Origin of the sequence: Rhizobium rosettiformans W3 (assembly GCF_004912135.1) — a bacterium.
Classification (GTDB): domain Bacteria; phylum Pseudomonadota; class Alphaproteobacteria; order Rhizobiales; family Rhizobiaceae; genus Allorhizobium; species Allorhizobium rosettiformans.
Genome location: NZ_STGU01000004.1, coordinates 419,788 through 435,725, shown reverse-complemented (window position 1 = coordinate 435,725; position 15,938 = coordinate 419,788). Strand labels below are relative to the sequence as shown.

At 58.9% G+C, this 15,938-nt stretch carries 18 protein-coding genes, 10 tRNA genes and 1 pseudogene; 5 read left to right on the top strand and 24 right to left on the bottom strand.

What is annotated here, in order from left to right; all coding sequences use genetic code 11:
* Positions 1 to 349: hypothetical protein (locus FAA86_RS10645; RefSeq protein ID WP_136540397.1), on the bottom strand; the 349-nt coding region annotated here is incomplete at its 3' end.
* Between the two features lie 87 nt (positions 350 to 436).
* Between FAA86_RS10645 and FAA86_RS10640 the strand changes: the two genes are divergently transcribed.
* The 3 genes from FAA86_RS10640 to FAA86_RS24580 all read left to right on the top strand — a co-directional run bounded on the left by FAA86_RS10640 (position 437) and on the right by FAA86_RS24580 (position 3,000).
* Positions 437 to 1,792 carry an IS1380-like element ISPme1 family transposase gene (locus tag FAA86_RS10640; RefSeq protein WP_012112698.1) on the top strand — a complete coding sequence of 452 codons (1,356 nt, stop codon included), beginning with the start codon at positions 437 to 439 and terminating at the stop codon, positions 1,790 to 1,792.
* Positions 1,793 to 2,031: 239 nt separating this feature from the next.
* Positions 2,032 to 2,667, top strand: a complete 636-nt coding sequence (locus FAA86_RS10635) for an SH3 domain-containing protein (protein WP_078706666.1) — start codon at positions 2,032 to 2,034, stop codon at positions 2,665 to 2,667.
* A 12-nt stretch (positions 2,668 to 2,679) separates the two neighbouring features.
* Positions 2,680 to 3,000, top strand: coding sequence for a hypothetical protein (locus FAA86_RS24580; RefSeq protein ID WP_050742834.1), 321 nt, complete (start codon positions 2,680 to 2,682; stop codon positions 2,998 to 3,000).
* A gap of 34 nt (positions 3,001 to 3,034) precedes the next feature.
* On the opposite strand, the pseudogene tnpC reads toward FAA86_RS24580, so the two are convergent.
* The 8 genes and pseudogenes from tnpC to FAA86_RS10590 form a co-directional block, all read right to left on the bottom strand.
* Positions 3,035 to 4,180 (bottom strand): annotated as a pseudogene (tnpC, locus tag FAA86_RS10625) (IS66 family transposase); the annotation flags it as partial.
* Positions 4,153 to 5,106, bottom strand: coding sequence for a TolB-like translocation protein (locus FAA86_RS10620; RefSeq protein WP_136540395.1), 954 nt, complete (start codon positions 5,104 to 5,106; stop codon positions 4,153 to 4,155). The pseudogene tnpC and the gene FAA86_RS10620, both read right to left, overlap by 28 nt.
* 2 nt (positions 5,107 to 5,108) lie before the next feature.
* On the bottom strand, positions 5,109 to 5,546 hold the full coding sequence (locus tag FAA86_RS10615) for a hypothetical protein (RefSeq protein ID WP_136540393.1): 438 nt from the start codon (positions 5,544 to 5,546) through the stop codon (positions 5,109 to 5,111).
* An 11-nt stretch (positions 5,547 to 5,557) separates the two neighbouring features.
* Positions 5,558 to 5,956 (bottom strand): hypothetical protein, encoded by a 399-nt coding sequence (locus FAA86_RS10610; RefSeq protein WP_136540391.1) that lies wholly within the window; start codon positions 5,954 to 5,956, stop codon positions 5,558 to 5,560.
* A gap of 127 nt (positions 5,957 to 6,083) precedes the next feature.
* Positions 6,084 to 6,350: a hypothetical protein gene (locus FAA86_RS10605; RefSeq protein ID WP_136540389.1), complete on the bottom strand. Its 267-nt coding sequence runs from the start codon at positions 6,348 to 6,350 to the stop codon at positions 6,084 to 6,086.
* Positions 6,351 to 6,534: 184 nt separating this feature from the next.
* Positions 6,535 to 6,611, bottom strand: a tRNA-Cys gene (locus FAA86_RS10600).
* A 4-nt stretch (positions 6,612 to 6,615) separates the two neighbouring features.
* Positions 6,616 to 6,690: transfer RNA gene (locus FAA86_RS10595), tRNA-Lys, on the bottom strand.
* Between the two features lie 4 nt (positions 6,691 to 6,694).
* Positions 6,695 to 6,769 (bottom strand) — tRNA-Lys (locus tag FAA86_RS10590).
* 42 nt (positions 6,770 to 6,811) lie between these two features.
* Between FAA86_RS10590 and FAA86_RS10585 the strand changes: the two genes are divergently transcribed.
* Entirely contained in the window at positions 6,812 to 7,045 is a 234-nt protein-coding gene (locus FAA86_RS10585) for a hypothetical protein (RefSeq protein WP_136540387.1), read from the top strand.
* Between the two features lie 280 nt (positions 7,046 to 7,325).
* On the opposite strand, the gene FAA86_RS24575 is transcribed toward FAA86_RS10585, so the two are convergent.
* The 15 genes from FAA86_RS24575 to FAA86_RS24570 form a co-directional block, all read right to left on the bottom strand.
* A tRNA-OTHER gene (locus FAA86_RS24575) sits at positions 7,326 to 7,412 on the bottom strand.
* A 10-nt stretch (positions 7,413 to 7,422) separates the two neighbouring features.
* Positions 7,423 to 7,506: transfer RNA gene (locus tag FAA86_RS10580), tRNA-Leu, on the bottom strand.
* 5 nt (positions 7,507 to 7,511) lie between these two features.
* Positions 7,512 to 7,586, bottom strand: a tRNA-Ala gene (locus tag FAA86_RS10575).
* Between the two features lie 30 nt (positions 7,587 to 7,616).
* Positions 7,617 to 7,692, bottom strand: a tRNA-Val gene (locus tag FAA86_RS10570).
* Positions 7,693 to 7,695: 3 nt separating this feature from the next.
* Positions 7,696 to 7,770, bottom strand: a tRNA-Gln gene (locus tag FAA86_RS10565).
* A 2-nt stretch (positions 7,771 to 7,772) separates the two neighbouring features.
* A tRNA-Asn gene (locus tag FAA86_RS10560) sits at positions 7,773 to 7,856 on the bottom strand.
* A gap of 420 nt (positions 7,857 to 8,276) precedes the next feature.
* Positions 8,277 to 8,354, bottom strand: a tRNA-Met gene (locus FAA86_RS10550).
* A gap of 87 nt (positions 8,355 to 8,441) precedes the next feature.
* A complete protein-coding gene (locus tag FAA86_RS10545; RefSeq protein ID WP_136540385.1) occupies positions 8,442 to 9,866 on the bottom strand; it encodes a nicotinate phosphoribosyltransferase in 1,425 nt (474 codons plus the stop codon).
* Positions 9,866 to 10,945 (bottom strand): bifunctional nicotinamide-nucleotide adenylyltransferase/Nudix hydroxylase, encoded by a 1,080-nt coding sequence (locus tag FAA86_RS10540; protein WP_136540383.1) that lies wholly within the window; start codon positions 10,943 to 10,945, stop codon positions 9,866 to 9,868. The genes FAA86_RS10545 and FAA86_RS10540 overlap by 1 nt, the downstream gene beginning before the upstream one ends.
* 111 nt (positions 10,946 to 11,056) lie before the next feature.
* Positions 11,057 to 11,257, bottom strand: a complete 201-nt coding sequence (locus tag FAA86_RS10535; protein ID WP_136540381.1) for a hypothetical protein — start codon at positions 11,255 to 11,257, stop codon at positions 11,057 to 11,059.
* Positions 11,250 to 11,681, bottom strand: a complete 432-nt coding sequence (locus FAA86_RS10530) for a hypothetical protein (RefSeq protein WP_136540380.1) — start codon at positions 11,679 to 11,681, stop codon at positions 11,250 to 11,252. Before FAA86_RS10530 ends, FAA86_RS10535 begins: the two co-directional genes overlap by 8 nt.
* Before the next feature lie 11 nt (positions 11,682 to 11,692).
* On the bottom strand, positions 11,693 to 12,289 hold the full coding sequence (locus FAA86_RS10525; protein ID WP_136540378.1) for a tyrosine-type recombinase/integrase: 597 nt from the start codon (positions 12,287 to 12,289) through the stop codon (positions 11,693 to 11,695).
* Complete coding sequence (locus tag FAA86_RS10520; protein WP_136540376.1) at positions 12,246 to 12,497, bottom strand: hypothetical protein; 252 nt, start codon at positions 12,495 to 12,497, stop codon at positions 12,246 to 12,248. The genes FAA86_RS10525 and FAA86_RS10520 overlap by 44 nt, the downstream gene beginning before the upstream one ends.
* 87 nt (positions 12,498 to 12,584) lie before the next feature.
* The gene (locus tag FAA86_RS10515; protein WP_136540374.1) at positions 12,585 to 13,094 is read right to left on the bottom strand and encodes a hypothetical protein; all 510 of its coding nucleotides are present in this window, start codon (positions 13,092 to 13,094) and stop codon (positions 12,585 to 12,587) included.
* A complete protein-coding gene (locus tag FAA86_RS24570; RefSeq protein ID WP_167494940.1) occupies positions 13,094 to 13,243 on the bottom strand; it encodes a hypothetical protein in 150 nt (49 codons plus the stop codon). The genes FAA86_RS10515 and FAA86_RS24570 overlap by 1 nt, the downstream gene beginning before the upstream one ends.
* Before the next feature lie 302 nt (positions 13,244 to 13,545).
* On the opposite strand from FAA86_RS24570, the gene FAA86_RS10510 reads away from it, so the two are divergent.
* The gene (locus FAA86_RS10510) at positions 13,546 to 15,867 is read left to right on the top strand and encodes a hypothetical protein (RefSeq protein ID WP_136540372.1); all 2,322 of its coding nucleotides are present in this window, start codon (positions 13,546 to 13,548) and stop codon (positions 15,865 to 15,867) included.
* Positions 15,868 to 15,938: the final 71 nt, after the last annotated feature.

Sequence of the window (15,938 nt, the reverse complement as noted above, 5' to 3'; positions counted from 1 at the left end):
TATCGGCGTAGCCGACACTCGTCAGCGCCACACCATTGGCAGGCCAGTCCGCGCTCGATGCCAAGGCACCACCACCCATCGACACGGCTTCGGTGAGGGTCAGCGCTGCCGGAGCGAACACGTTTGGCGCAGTATCCAGCAAGGCCACGTACAGCGAGGACAACGGCATGTTGCCAAGCATGATCGCCTTCAATCCCTCCGGATAGATGGATGCACGTGCTTCAATGATCGGATTGGAAAGCGCGATGGCGGGAGGCTGAGGGCTGAACTGAACATAAGGCTCAAGCGCCTCATTTCGGGTAATGGTGAGGGCACCATTTCCTTGATCGACAAGAGCATAATCCCACATTCTCCAAGTAAGTCGCTGATTTCGCTGTCGTAATCGTGATATTTCGCATATAAATCATGGCGTTGACGGCTGCGAGGGGCGCGTTTCATGGATCACCTGGAGGGTGCGGGCTTGGCGCGGGGAGATCGGGTTGATTTCGACCGCCGTGTGCGTCTGGAGTTCCGTGGTGCGCAGATCAGTTCAGACGGTGGCCTGCTGGTGATGCGCGAGCTTGATGACGTGCTCGGCCTGTCCAATCTGGCGTCGGAGGCGCTGCGAGACAGCCGCACCGGGAAGAACACGCTCCATCGGCTTGACGGATTGTTCCGGCAATCGGTGTTCGGACGACTGGCCGGATACGAGGATGTGAACGATGCCGACCGCTTGGCCCTCGATCCCGTGATGCGTCAGGTCGTTGGCGGCAGGGCCGTCGAGGCGCAAGCTGCTTCGGCATCGCAGATGGGACGGTTCGAGACCGAGACGCTGGCTCTGGCCGCGAACCGGGCGGCGCTGGCCGATCTGAACGGCCAATGGATCGACCGGTTTCATGACCGCAACGGGTTGAAATACATCGTGCTGGACATGGACAGCTCGGTCAGCCCCACCCACGGCGATCAGGAAGGTGCTGCCTGGAACGGGCATTTCGACTGCACCTGCTATCACCCCATCTTCTTGTTCAACCAGTTTGGCATGCTGGAGCGCTGCGCCCTGCGTAACGGCAATGTCCACAGCGCCGATGGCTGGCGGGATGTCCTTGATCCCGTCATTGCCCGATATGCTGGCCGCGACCTTGGTGGACGCTTCTTCCGGGCCGACGCTGCCTACGCGATCCCCGCGATCTATATGCGGCTGGAAGAAGCCAGGTTCTTCTACGCCATCCGTCTGCCCGCCAACGCCGTCTTGCGCGAGAAGATCGCGCATCGGCTGACACGGCCCGTGGGACGGCCTTCGCTGACCAAGGTCAAACGGTTCTTCGAGGACTTCGAGTATCAGGCGGCGTCCTGGGACAAGCCGCGCCGCGTCATCGCCAAGATCGAATGGCATCCGGGCGAGCTGTTCCCCAAAGTCGGCTTCATCGTCACCAACCTGCCGATGGAGCCAGACTGGGTGGTGAGGTTCTACAACCAGCGCGGCACCGCAGAGCAGCACATCAAGGAAGGCAAATATGCCTTTCGCTGGACGCGGCTGTCATGCCGGAAGTTCCGGCACAACGAGGTGCGGCTGCAACTGCACGCGCTGGCCTACAACCTGGCAACCTTCCTGCGCTGCATCGAACTGCCCGAGGCCATGGCGGACTGGTCGTTGACCAGCCTGCAACTCAAGCTGATCAAGATCGGCGCCCGCGTCGTCCGCCACGCCCGCGCCATTACCTTCCAGTTGGCCGAGGTCGCCGTCACCGGCCCGATGGTGCGGGCCGTCCTTGCCGCCATCCGCCGTCTTCGAACGCCTCCGTCATGCGCATGACCACGATCCATGCCCAAGCTGAACGAAAGCGGCAGGACAGGTCCGTCTGCCGCGCGGAAAAGCGGCTCTGCCGGGCCAGAATGCTGCGGGTTCGAGGCTTGATCCACCCGACTTCGGCCGTTTGCGCGACGACAGACACCGCTCGGGGCGAAAAACGCTTGCCCAGCGAGCAAAATCAGGCGATCTTGAAGTCAAGCGGCAGGCCACTTGGGGAATGTCGGATCATAAGGGATAGGGATATGATCAAGAGATTATGCATCGCGATCGTCATGGTATTTGCCATGGCATCCATGGCTGCGGCGGCGACCGTTGCAGTTGCCACCGGCAACGTCAATCTAAGGGCCGGACCCTCGACGGGATATCCTGTCGTTGTCGTCGTTCCGGTCGGCGCACGCATCGTCACCCATGGCTGTCTGCCGGGCTACACCTGGTGCGATATCGGTTTCGGCAGCTACCGGGGCTGGGTGTCGGCACGCTATGTTCAGGTGGTCTACAATGGTGCCCCGGTCGTCCTGTCGCCGGCCGTTGCCGCAAGTGTCGGGGTCGCCGTTGTTGCCTTCAACAAGGCCTATTGGGACAACCACTACGCCAGCTATCCCTGGTACTATCGCGGCCCCGCCTATTACGGCCAGGCGGCTCGCAGCTGCGGACCAAACGGCTGCTCCGGCACGGTAACAGGCCCCTATGGCGGCACCGCCTCCGGAGCCCGTGGATGCGGTCCCCGCGGCTGTGCTGGCGCTGGCACAATCATCGGCCCCAATGGGGGTAGTGTCCAGGGCGCCCGTAGATGCGGTCCCTATGGTTGTGTCGGCGGCTATCGCGCCGTCGGTCCGAATGGCGGCACGCGAAGCGGCGCAGGGCATTTCCGTTGGTAAAGGAGACTGCCCATGTCGTCTCACCGCGTGCGATGGACGCTGCTTTTATTGACGTTGTTTCTGGCTGGTGCTGGTCCGTTTGAACTGGCACTTGCCGGAATGGACGGCAGCGAATTCGAGGAAGAGCCGTTGGAATTTTTTTGCATCACGCCGGATGGCGGTCGGGGAGAGGTATGCGTGAGTCTCTATCTTGACGAGGATGGATACCAGGTCTGCCTTTCCGACGAGGCTGCCGAAACGGAACGCTGCGTGAGCTACTATAGTCAACCGGACTATCCGGGCGATGACTACGATTCTCTAGCGACCTCAACCGTCCGCCTGATCGATTGCTAACCCTCGGTACGGTTCTTATTCGTAAGCGCTGTTGTCAGGCCACGGCCCTGAACTCGGGAGCCTGAATGTAGGCCCAGGGGAGGAGATCGTCGATCTGGCTGTTGGGGTGGCCGTTGACGATCCTGGTGAGCACGTCGGCGAGGTAGCCGAGCGGCTCGACGCCGTTGAGCTTGCAGGTTTCGATCAGCGAAGCGACGACGGCCCAGTGCTCGGCGCCGCCATCCGATCCAGCGAAGAGTGCATTCTTGCGGTTCAGCGCGATCGGGCGGATCGAGCGTTCGACGGTGTTGCTGTCGATCTCGATGCGACCGTCGTCGAGGAAGCGCGAGAGGCCATCCCGGCGCGAGAGCGTGTAGCGGATCGCCTCGGCGAGCTTTGTCTTCTGGCTGATCAGCTCGAGCTTCTCGCGCAGCCAGGGTACGAGATCGGCGACGATCGGGAGGCTCTTTTCCTGGCGCACGGCACGACGCTGCTCCGCCGATCGTCCACGAATGTCATCTTCGATTCTGTAGAGCTCCGCGATCCGCCGGAGCGCCTCGCTGGCGATCGGCGCGGGACCGGCTGCGGCAAGTTCGTAGAAGCGGCGGCGCACATGTGCCCAGCAGAAGGCGAGCGTGGCACCGCTCTTGTCGGCGAGCACGCGATAGCCACCATAGCCGTCGACCTGCAGGATGCCAGTAAAGCCCGCCAGATGAGTGATCGGACGTTCGGCCTTTCGGTCCGGCGCATAGACATAGGCGACGCCCGGCGGGTCGGCTCCTTGCCACGGCCGATCATCGCGGGCATAGGCCCAGAGTTGCCCGGTCCTGGTCTTGCCACGGCCGGGATCGAGCACCGGCGCCGTCGTCTCGTCGGCGAACAGTTTTGGCGAAGCCTTCAACTTCGCCAGCAGTCGCTCGTGCACCGGACGCAGGTGCCAGGCGGCGCGGCCGACCCAGTCGGCGAGCGTCGAGCGGTCGAGATTGATGCCCTGCCGGGCGTAGATCTGCGCCTGGCGATAGAGCGGCAGGTGATCGGCGTATTTGGAGACCAGCACCTGGGCGACGGTCGCATCGGTCGGCAGGCCGCCTTCGATCAGCCGGCCGGGAGCCGGAGCCTGAACGACCACATCGTCGCAGGCGCGGCAGGCGTATTTGGGCCGGCGCACCACGATCACGCGCAGCTGCGCCGGAACGATGTCGAATAATATCGCGCAGCCGGATTGGATCGCATAGGTGCGATGCAGAAGGAACCATCATGCGAAACCATGAAACTCGTGCGCAGCCAGAGCGAGGAGGACATATCAAACTCGCCTTGAGCTACCAAGGATAGGGTATTGTTCTCGAACGATAGCTTCGAGAGCATCGCCGATGCCGTGGACGTACCTGCAGCTGTGAAGCCGCTAACCCAGAGACCTTCTTCGTTCCACTGATACCACTGGAAGGTATGAGTTGCTGAAACTTGCAACTCAGCGACAAGCACCGAGGTTCCTTCGAACAGTTCATAGATTCGGGTTTTGCGATCCGTGTTGTGCTGGATTGCGACGTATCGACCGTCCGGCGAGAATGTCATCCCCCCGTTGATCGCCGATGTTGCAATACCGGGCAGTACGGTCTCCGGTAGGGCGTCTGACGCATCGATCTTCCGAATATTGCAAGCCGTCCCATTGAGGATGCCGTACCACTTTCCGTTCGGCGATACATAGACGTTACTCCCGGTAGCACGACTGGCCAGGATCGGCTCAAGGGTCAGACCATTACGACGGATGATCCTGTAGGTGCTGGAAGAACCACCAGACACACCGATAATTGTGCCATTGTAGTTGATCGTGACATCAGTGAGTGTTCCAGGATTGATGGCGGTGACAAACTTATAGACGTCACCACGGCGGCGGAACAACATCAACCTATAAGGCAGCAGCGTTGTCGAGGTAGTAGTGGAACCCACGACCAACCACTGACTGTCTCCTGAGATTGCCATAGCGTTGGCAGGCGGAAGGTTCTGACCCTCCGGTGTTGTATAGTCGACCTCTGGGAGACCTTGGAATCCAGGGTTCCCATCTTCTCGACTTTTGAAGCCAAAAAACTTGCTAGGTGATGATGAAGCGATGAGCGCGTGAAGGGTCATGCTTACGCATCCTTCGGGTAGCGGGCGTTCGCGTTGATGACCGTAGTTTCAACGTCCTTCGTGACGCTCTTAGAAGATAGGAGAACCTCTTCGGTGCCACCTGTTTCACCGACACTCGACTGCCAGAGCGCTTCACCATCACGGTTGAAGACGCGGGCGAAGGCAGCATCTCCGGTCGCGGCGGCGGGGATGTTGGCGATAGCAGCGGCGATTGCTTCCACGTAGGTCGGGTCAGCATCCGTGGCAGCATTGAACGCCGGGTTCGGAAGAACAAACTCGATCAGAAGGACCTGGTCGGTCAGGGCATCGTTCACGTTCGTTGGCGGTGTCGTACCGGCGCTGTAGATGCGCAGAACAGCGTCACCTGCAGAACCTTCGTCAACCTTGGATGTGATCGTGTCGAGGATGGAGAGAGCGAGGGTGGGAGTGATGGAGGGCATGATCGTTTCCTTTAGTTGATCAGGGAGCGCACAGTCAGCGCAAGTGTGACGAACTCGTAGTCGCCGGAGCTGGTGATCGTCAGGACGTCACCAGGGTTCAGGGTTTCTTCGGACGGGAAGTCAAAAGTGGCAGCGCCTGCATCGAAAGTGACCGAGCCAACCTCGATGTCGTTCTTCTTGAAGACGAGGGTGAGCGCAGCCGTTGCCCCGATGACAGTCATCAGTGAGCTATCCAGGGCGACCGGCAGCTTCAGCGGGCGGGCGGCGATATAGGCCCACAGGACCTCATCTGCATTAGAACCACCTGTTGCAGTGAACGAGAGGTCGTAGTTGCGGACTTCAAGCAGGTTGCTATCCATCTGTTCGAAGGTCAGCTCGCTTGCGCTTTCGCTCCGCAAAGTAATGGTCACGATTCCTTCTCCTCTAGGTAACCGGACGCGACGTAGCTCTTCGCCACGTAGCGTCGAATGAATGGGATCGGGGAGTTTTCGCCGAGAAGAAATGTCGTCATCCCTCGGAGATGTCCGAGGAAGAACTTCATGAGTAGATCACCTGGATCGACTGCTCGGTGCTGTCGAGCGCCTTACAATAGACAGACTCGCCAGCCGGGATCACGGAGATGCCTAGCTCGGGGAGCTTTTGCTGCGACAGGATGATGCCATCATTAGCATCTTCTGCGGGTGCCGCAGCGCCAAGGTAGACAAGAACACGCCCTTCCGACCGCATCTGAATGAGCTGGTTGGAAGCGCCTTCATTGATGACTGTCCACTGGTCGCCAGGGACGATATGAGCAGATGTGGGCATTGGACACCTTCTTGATTGAAGGGTTCATGATAGAATATCTGCCCTCTATGTCAAGAAATATGTCCTGCGGCTCGATCAAACATTTGATGGATGGAGGAGCGCAGAGGTCTCGAACCCCAGACCTTTGCAGGCCCCGGTTGGGTAGCAACCGCCGCCAGCCGCCTGGCTGGTTTACGCTCCTGATTGGAGACCTGAACAGGAATCGAACCTGTAAACACTCGGGTTGCAATCGAGGCCGTTGAGCCATTCCGGCATCAGGTCGTGTTGGTACCCCGTGGGAATTCCGACATCCCGGCCCTCCGGTTAAAAGCCGGACGCTCTGCCTCTGAGCTAACGAGGTGTGTTGGTCGATGCAGGGAATTTCGAAATCCCGTCCCGCTGGTTAAGAGCCAGCTGCTCTGCCTCTGAGCTATGCACCGTATTGTTCTTGCCTACGCCACACAGGGCGCTAAATTCAGCGGATGGCGATAGACCCACCCATCAGACCGTCCGATCATCCCGACCGCTTCCTGGACTGCCAGCAGGCGTTAGAGCCGCGCTTCCAGGCTTTGATCGAGGACGCCATCTCTGCCGGTTGGGGCGAAGATGAAGCGGTTCTGGCGGTCATCATGCTCGGCGACAACCATATGCTTGCCAAGCACGAGAATGCCGTCGTTGACGAGACGCTTCGCAATCTTCGCCGGTCCAAGCCGTGACCAGGATCGTCCTTCCGAATGGCGACCGCTTCGTCCCTCAGGAGTGGCATGACACCACGATCAGCACGATCCCTCGCCACAACGATGCCCTGGCAACCTGCCGGTCATGCGGCGCAGTCCGGCTAGTCCCTGAGAAGCTGGTCCGGACACCCACCAACAATATGCTGCGGATTTCCGAATTGGCCTTGAGGCTGAGGTGTTCAACCTGTGGCGCGAAGAACGCCGATCTGCAGTTTGGCTACCTGGCAGGCGACCCGCCTCCCCTGTAGCTCTGGTGAATTGGCGGAGGGTTGAGGAGTCGAACCCCTAACCTTTCGGTTCCCCTGGTTTTCAAGACCAGTTGCCAGCCTTCCTAGCGGAACCCTCCAATCTGAATTTGGTACCCGTGGAGAGACTTGAACTCCCACGCCGTGAGGCCACAGGGTCTGAGCCTGCTATGTCTGCCATTCCATCACACGGGCATGTTTGGTGGAGAAACGGGGACTTGAACCCCGGTCTTCTGCTTGCAAGGCAGTTGCTCTCCCAGTTGAGCTATATCCCCATTTCCTGCGCCCTTTCGGTCGCGTAGTCTTGGTGCGTCCTCCTGGAATCGAACCAGGTCAATCGAGGTATGTAAAACCCCAGCCTTCCCACTTGGCGAAGGACGCATATGGTTTTGGGTCAAGGATTCGAACCTCGGACATCTGCGTTCAGAGCGCAGCGTTCTACCACTGAACTAACCCAAACTTGGCTGACAGGGTGGGACTCGAACCCACAGGTGCTTTCGCCACGGGTTAACAGCCCGCTGCCTTACCATTCGGCTCACCTGCCAAAATTCTATGATCCCGTTCGGGAAGATCGCCGCAGATCGAGCCTGCTTAGGAGCCAAAACATCCCGAGCGGGAATGTTTGCAGGCGACCGGGCGTGATCTTCCCGAACGGTAATGGTGCAACAGGATGGATTCGAACCACCGACACCCTGCTCTTCAAACAGGTGCTCTACCAGGCTGAGCTACTGAAGCATCAGCGGTGCTTTGGTGATGTATCGAGGGAGAATGAGTCTCTTATCACTGCACCGCTTTGTCTCTGCGGTGCAATGCCAATCAGGGGCTGGGCACCAGAGACTTAGGAGTTTGCTACCTGCGAATTGACCGACAGGGCGCACGAAAGCGCAAACGCGGCGGAGGCCACGAAGCTCTTCGAATTTTGTTTTGCGCACTTCAACATTTCAGTCGGTCTTTCGGTACAGTGTTGGTTGCGGGAGAAGGATTTGAACCTCCGGCCTTCAGGACATGAACCTGACGAGCTACCTGGCTGCTCTATCCCGCCAATGAGAAGACACCCCCAGAAGGGGTGCCTTTAATTCTGACAGCATGGTAAGAAATTCTATCCATGATGTCAACGAAAAAATGCAGGGTCAGGCTACTTTTTTCACCTGGGCATTTGTGAAGGGCTTCTTCGCCCGCTCGCGTACTTGGTCGAAGGTGCTCTCATTTACCAGGGCGCCCCGGATGAAGCGCTGCTCCAACAGGTTGCCGGACCAGGCGTTGAGCTGCTTCTGCGGAATGACGCGGATGTTGCTCATGCCGTCATAGACAACAGCCTGGGCACCTGCCTTGGACGCCTTCGACGGATCAGTCTTGGGCTGCTTGGCGATCTCGCGCACCTCGCCCCCGACCTCGATCTCGTTGGCCTTCATGGCGAAGCGGAGGCTGTCACGATTGACCTTCTGAAGAAGGGCACCGCCCATACCGAAGACGATGTTCTCAGCTGCCCAGCCCTGCTGCTGCATGGTCGCCAAGAGACCTTCCATCTGCGGAACAGCGATGCCGTCGCCCCAGAGGATGCGGACATGATCCGGCAGGACCTTGTAGCCCTTGCTGTTGATCGTGAAGCCGAAGGCGCCGCCGAGCTTCTCCAGTGTGAACAAGACGGTCGGCACCGGCTCACCACTGTCCGGACGGATAACCACACGCCCCTGCCCTGCGCGGACCTGGACGAGGTCCTTCAGGTCGATGCAGAAGATGTTGCGGACAGCGTTCACATAGTCGTAGCTGTCGGCAACGATGGAGACGATCCCGGTCGGAAACTCCTGCATCATGTTCGCATAGGCATCGGCTTCCTGGTCCTGTCCCCAGGCCGTCATGGTCGAATGCTCGGACGCGGGTACCGAGAACGCCGGGACCGCTTCCGCATCATAGTAGCGCATCACTGCGACCAGGCCCTCGACGGTGTCTGTGCCGGAGAAGTTGATCAGGTGAGCTGCACCGCCGAGCATCGCCGATTCCTGGCTCGACACTCCACGTGCTCCGAAGTCATGCAGCATGAAGGACAGGATCGAATCGGCGTCACCGTCCGTGGTCGCATGGACGAAGTGCGCCAGGCTCTGACGGGCATGCCAGGAAAGCGTTGCCACCGTCGACGGGTACCAGATCGCACGGAGGAGAGCTGTCTCCAGGTAGCTGGTCAGCCAGAAGCACTCAGGATCGGTGTTCCAGATTTGCACCAGCGGGGTGCCCACGGGAACGACGGAGCCTTCCGGCAGCGCCTCGATCCCCACCGGCAGCAGACCATGATGCTTCTTGATGATGTGAAGCCAGCCCGCCTTGTTGAAAGGGACGCCATGCGCCTTGAAGATCGTCTCAGCTTCCAGGACGTCGGCAAGCGTGATCGCCTTCGTCAGATACTGACGGAGGAAGGCCTGCAGGCCGAAGAAGACGACGCGGTCCCAGGTGCCGCCTGGGCGGGCTTCGATGTAGCTGGTGACCTTCGTGGTGCCAGGCGGATACTGCTTGAAGTGGGAGGTCTTGTAGCTGTCGGTGGCGAGAATGATATTGTCCATCAGAATGCTCCTTTCAGGTTCAGCATGTCTTCGAGGATGAGGTAGTGGTCTTCGAACATCTGAGATTGCTGCAGCTCGCCGAACGGAACCCAGGCAGCAGCCTCGGCGTCATCGGCGCCCTGGACCTGGAACATTTCCACCTGGTCAGGGAATTCGTAATAGAAGGCATGGGTGATCGTGCGCCCGCGTGACGAGCGGTTCGGATCATCGAACACCTTGGTGCGGTCTTCCTGGATGAACCCGGCGAGCTTTGCCGGTGGGATACGTCCCAGGTGGTCGGCGATGAGGGTCTCCTCCCGCAGCTCGCGGATCGCCGATTCCTTCAGCGGCTCATCGTGGTTGATGAAGCCACCGGGCAGCGCCCAGAGACCCTTGCCGGGATAGTCGCCGCGCTTGACCAGGAGAACGTGTCCCGACTGAACGCAGACATTGTCGACGGTGACAAAAGTCGGCTTGAAGGGCGCGAGGTTCCAGCTCTGCCGGTAAGCGGAGATGTAAGCGGCATCCCGCAGGATGTCCTTGAACTCCTGGGTCCGGACGAAGCTCGACAGGAAGTCGACCGTCGCAGGTGACAACCAGCGCTCGGAGATTTCCGGCAGTGGGGTGAAGTAGCGCTCGCGGATGTCGGTCGCATTAAAGGGACCGCTGTCCGGCTGGACGTTCACCGATTCCCACTGAGGGAACATCTTGAGATAGTAGGAAGAGCCGTCCTTGGCATAGCCGATCAGACCGATGCGGCGCTTGCCGATGCCATTGAGCCGGATGTCCGTATCAGACTCGAGTACCGAGTAGACTTGACGCTGGACCTGCTCCTTCCAGCGGTTGTCCGAGGACGTGTCGCTGATCGGGCGGATGTGGAGGCGATTGGGAAAAGCATGCGACCGGAATGTGCTGTCGATAACCTCGCGGCGCTCTTCATAGGTGAAGGGATTGCGCGGCGAGCGGGCCGACGTGGCAGAGCCAACGAGGACAATGACGTTTTCAGCGCGTTCGAGCGCCTGCTCGATGACGAACTGGTGACCGACGTGAAGCGGTTGAAATCTTCCGATGAAGATCAGGTAGTCGAATTCTTTCGACACTTGGAGCACCTCCAATGTTTGATATCTGACAGACGCCCCGTCAGATTTGATGACATCAGGATAGCAAATGAGTCCCGTGAGTCAATAAATAATTCCACGGGGCAGAAAATTTTACGCCGCCGTGCCGTGCTTCTCCATGCAGTCGGGTGCGACACACTTGCCTGTATGATCCACCTGGGTCGGCCCACAGCCCTCACACAGGACGACGGCGAACAGACCGTTGGTGGTATCTTCGGGTTTGGACAGTCCGGCGAGGTCTTCCATATCCTCGCCGAACGTCTCGATTGAGCATTGCTTGCAGAAGTCAGCCATTAGAGACGACCTTCTCGATCTTGTGGACCGTCTTGCCGGTGGTGTTGATGAACACCCAACGATCCACCTCGCCCAGCTCTTCGGCAAACTTCGCCTTGGCCTGGTCGATGCAGGCAGCTCGCAGACCCTTCAGTTGGTACGAGCGGGTGACCGTTTCGCCACCGACCAGGGCGCTAACCAGGATCGTCAGCTCGTTGTTCTTCTCCAGGTCTTCACGGCGTGTGAAGCTGCCTGCCCAGCGCGACACCTTGCGGCTGTAGGGAGCACCCGTGTGGATGTTGCGATAGCTGACAGTCGTCGGGTACTCGTCCTGGCGCCCAGCTTCCAGATTCGTGAAGTCGTAAATCTCGTAGCAGTTGCCATTCTTGTGCTGCCAGACCTGACCAACAGCCAGGCCCTGCAGATCGGTGAATTCCTTCGTCATATGCGACTCCTTTATGCGTGAAGCGCGAGATTGATCGCGCTCGGCGAAAGATCAATGTACTTCTCGGTCGTCCGCATATCGCGGTGCCGAGCCAGGTTCTGTACATCCTTGATCGATGCGCCATGGTTGTTACAGGTTCGAGCCATGTTCGTGATGAAGGTCCTTCGCCCAGAGTGGGAAGAGCATCCAAAGAGGCCTGCACGAACGTAAAGGCGATAGAGATAGACCGTGACGTTGTTGACACTCATGAAGCGAACGCCCCGCTCGGTCGCATACATCAGACGGTCTTCCGGCATCGGGCCAACGACCTTCTTCAGACGCACCAAAGCATCACGAAGCTGGCTGTGCATGTAGACTTTCGTGTCAGGCCTTTTTCCCTTGGTAATGTGGTGACCTAGTTCGATCATAGCACCGGTTGGGAGCACTACGCCCTGGGCATCGACCACATCACGCCACGTCAGACGAGCAATCTCACAGGCGCGTAGACCGCACTTGTAGGAGAGCATCAACATCGCCGTATCGCGGTAGCTGGTCTTCAGCGTGGAGACGTAATCGAGCAGATGCTTAAACTGCTCCGGGGTCAGCGTCTTTGCCTTCCTGATTGCCATTTGTCGACTCCTTTTGCCTCATGGGAGCAACGAACGGATCGGTAGACGGATCGACGTGGTCCCGCATAAATTGCTCGGCGAGGCCGCGCAGCGGGAAGATCAAGGAAGATGCCTCGATCAGTTCGTCTTTGTCGTCGTATTTGAAGACCTTGAACTCGCCGACTTCAGATGGCAGGTGCTTGGGCTTCCCGATCAGTAGATGCTTCACTTCATTTCCTAACGTGTCTTATATAGATCATATTGACTGCTGACAATCACCGAATGTCAAATATTCTGACTCAACGAGTCAAAATGGTTAATCGGCGACGAAATCCTTGAGCAGAAGGTCCCAGCGCTCGTCGGCGCGGCGCTCCTGCATCACACTCACCACGGCAACACCGAAGGCCTGCATCGCGGCAGAGACGCCCATATCGAAGGTGCCCATCTCTGGGTCCTCGACCGGCTGCTCATAGAATTCGGCGACTTCGTTCAGGGCGACCACCAGCTCATGATCGGCACCTTCCAGCTGGGCGATCTGACGCAGCTGCTGGGCAAGTCCCTGGGCGGTTTCATTGTAGGCCGCTTCCCAGTCGCCCTTACGCCGGGTGGGCACATGACGCTGAGCTTCGATGGAGACCAGGAAATTCCAGAGGGCTGTATCCATGTTCATCTCCTCATTGTTGCGCGGCACATAGCTGCGGCAGTCGGCGGGTTTGTAGTTCATATACGCCTGGCGTAAGCCGGAGGGAAGCGTACCTGAGAGCGGGTGTCGGTAGCAGTTCGGCGCCTTGGGGCAGCGCTGAACGCACATTGAAATGTCGGGCATCACTTATCCAATTCTGCCAGTCGCCAGAGGTGCTCAATGATCGAGCGAGCCGTCTTATTGCTGACGGTCACCTTGCCGCTTGGATCGCGGTCGAGGGCGATCTGAATCTTCTCCCTCGTCTTCTGCAGGCTGTGGGTCTCGGTCACCAATTTCGCCTCCCTCATGTACGACGATTCCGTGGGCTGGGCAGTCAAGCGCGAACCGAACCAGTATGGTGCCATTGGGTGCAATGATCTCCCCGATCCTGTTGGTCGCACGATTGCGGCATGTGCATTCAGTTGACATTCTTTGATCCTTGCTGTCGTATTTTCTTACCGCCTGCCTCAGTGATTGTCAATAATAATGACGTAAGTAGGCAAACATGCCTCATATGATCGTTTTTCGGTTGACGGCAACGGTCAGAATATCTATCAGTGGGTCAACGAAATTCACTCAGAAGAGGAGTCATCTGATGAAAAGCAACCTTGACACCACCCGTCACGATTATGTTGGCGCCGTCCGTTCCCGCAAGCTGACCATTGAAGCCAATGGCAAGGCGTTCAAGGAACTGATCTCCGGTATCTATTCGGATAAGGCCTATGCCATTGCCCGCGAAACCATGGCGAACTGCGTGGACAGCCACGTTCAGGCCGGGACGCCGGATCGCCCGTTCGACATCAAGGTACCAACGCACCTGGAGCCTGAGTACGTGATCCGCGACTATGGTGTCTCGATGACGGACGACACGGTGTTCGAGCTTTACTCGACCCTCTTCCGCTCCACCAAGGACGATCCCAACTCCGACGAGTCGAACAAGTTCGTCGGAAAGTTCGGCCTCGGTTCGAAGTCGCCCTTCTCCTATACCGATGCCTTCCAGCTGACGGCCTTCCTCGACGGCGAGGCCCGCTACTACGACATCTCCTTCAATGGTGGCGAGCCGCAGACGTCGCTCTTCCTGGTGCAGGAAACCGACGAAGAGAATGGTATCATGATTACCTTCCCGGTCGATCCCAAGGATTGCCCCGACTTCGAACGCGCTATCGTTCGGGCCTGCGAAGGCCTGCCGGTGCTTCCAAACTTCCTCGGTCGCAAGCCACACATTCCCCAGCGCAATATCATCCGCCAGGGCGAACGCTGGAAGCTCCTCGATTCAACCGCCACCGGTCGCGCCGAGGCCAAGCAGGGCACGGTCCTCTATCCGCTCAACAAGAATGCTGTCATCGACTGCCCGCACGAGCTGCATCCCCTGTTCGAGCTGACCCTGCACCTGGAATTCCCCATCGGCGAACTGGACGTCGTCACCTCGCGTGAAGCCCTCTCCTATGATGAGGACACCTCGAAGAACATCATCCGTGGACTGGAAGCGGTGCGTGACGATCTGCGCTCCAACTCGGTCGCTTACCTCGCGGCGGCGGAGACCTACCACCAGTTCAACACTCGATTTGCCGAGCTGAAGAAGCGTTACACCGGGCACCTGTGGACCCTCCTCGCACTCGGCAATGAGACCTTCCAGGGCAAGAAGCCGGTCGATGAGTACATCCTGCGCATCGGCGACAAGAAGGTTGCCTGTGAGGTCGAGGTCACCACACTCGACGGCGAGAAGAAGATCGTCCCCTCGCAGCGCCGCGAACCTCGTTTCGGCGACCTGGAGTTTGACAACATCACCGGATACCTGACGACCTCTTATGGCACCCTGCGCCGCTTCAAGGACCAGTCCGACTATTACGACCGCCTGCGCGTCCCGGCGACCGTCGACAAGATCGTCCTGATTGTCGAGGACCAGAACATCCGCCCGCGCTACACACAGCAGCGCCTGGATATCCTGAGGGTTCAGGGGACCTGGAGAAGCAAGAACGTCGCCTGCTTCTGGGTGCGCCACACGGCTGACCCCGAGTTTGCCATCAAGCGCTTCCGTGCATGCGTCGGTCGCGCCGAGGTCGAGATCGTTCACTTGAAGGACGTTCCCTATGCCCCGGTGCGCTGGAGCGACAGCAGCGACAGCAGCGACAGCGTCTACGTTCCGGACGACTACAAGATCATCCGCAACGGCTGGTCCTCCCCGGAAGAGGGCGACGTGGCACCGGCAGCGGCCTATTACGTCCCGCTCTATAAGAATGAGGTCGAGGGCTACAGCTTGTCCACGAGCGAGCTGGTCCGGATTCGTGACCTGATGGTCCAGATCGGTGAGCCTGATCTGCCGGTGATCGGTGTACCGAAGACGCGCCGCAGCCAGATCAAGAAGAACCCTGCCTGGGTCGAGCTGCTGCCGCGAGCACGTGACGTACTGCCGGAGGTTCTCGATGTGCAGGAGCTGACCGCATACTATGTCAACCAGCAGTACCGCCCAAGCGACACCCACAAGAAGGTGGTGAAGCTGCAGGACCTCCTTGGCGAGAAGCTGTTCAACCCGCTCGTTGAAGGCACGAGCATCCCCGCGATGCTGAACGCCCTGGACGATCTGGTCATCGTGATGAATGAGTCGTCCAAGAATCCGATGGAAGTCATCCGCCTGATCCAGAAGTTCCGCGAAGGCTCGATCCCGGCGCAGGATGAGGCTATCGAAGCGGCGGGCAAGATCGTGGAGGCCTATGAGGAAGCCTCTGATCGTGTCGCCAAGGACTTCCTGCTCCTCAAGCACCTGACGATCCCGACGTTCCGGTTCCAGGACCGCGTGATCTCCTTCGAAGAGGCAAAGGAGCGCCGTCTGGCAGTCCTCCCCTTCTACGCCTGGCTCAAGACCCAGCAGCGCCTGACGCTCGATGCCAAGGGCGCGAGCACTCTCAAGGCCGCGTGATTTTTCGTGCCTGCCGGTGTCATTTTATTTGACATCGGCAGCTAATCCTGACATCAAAGGATAGAAATTCA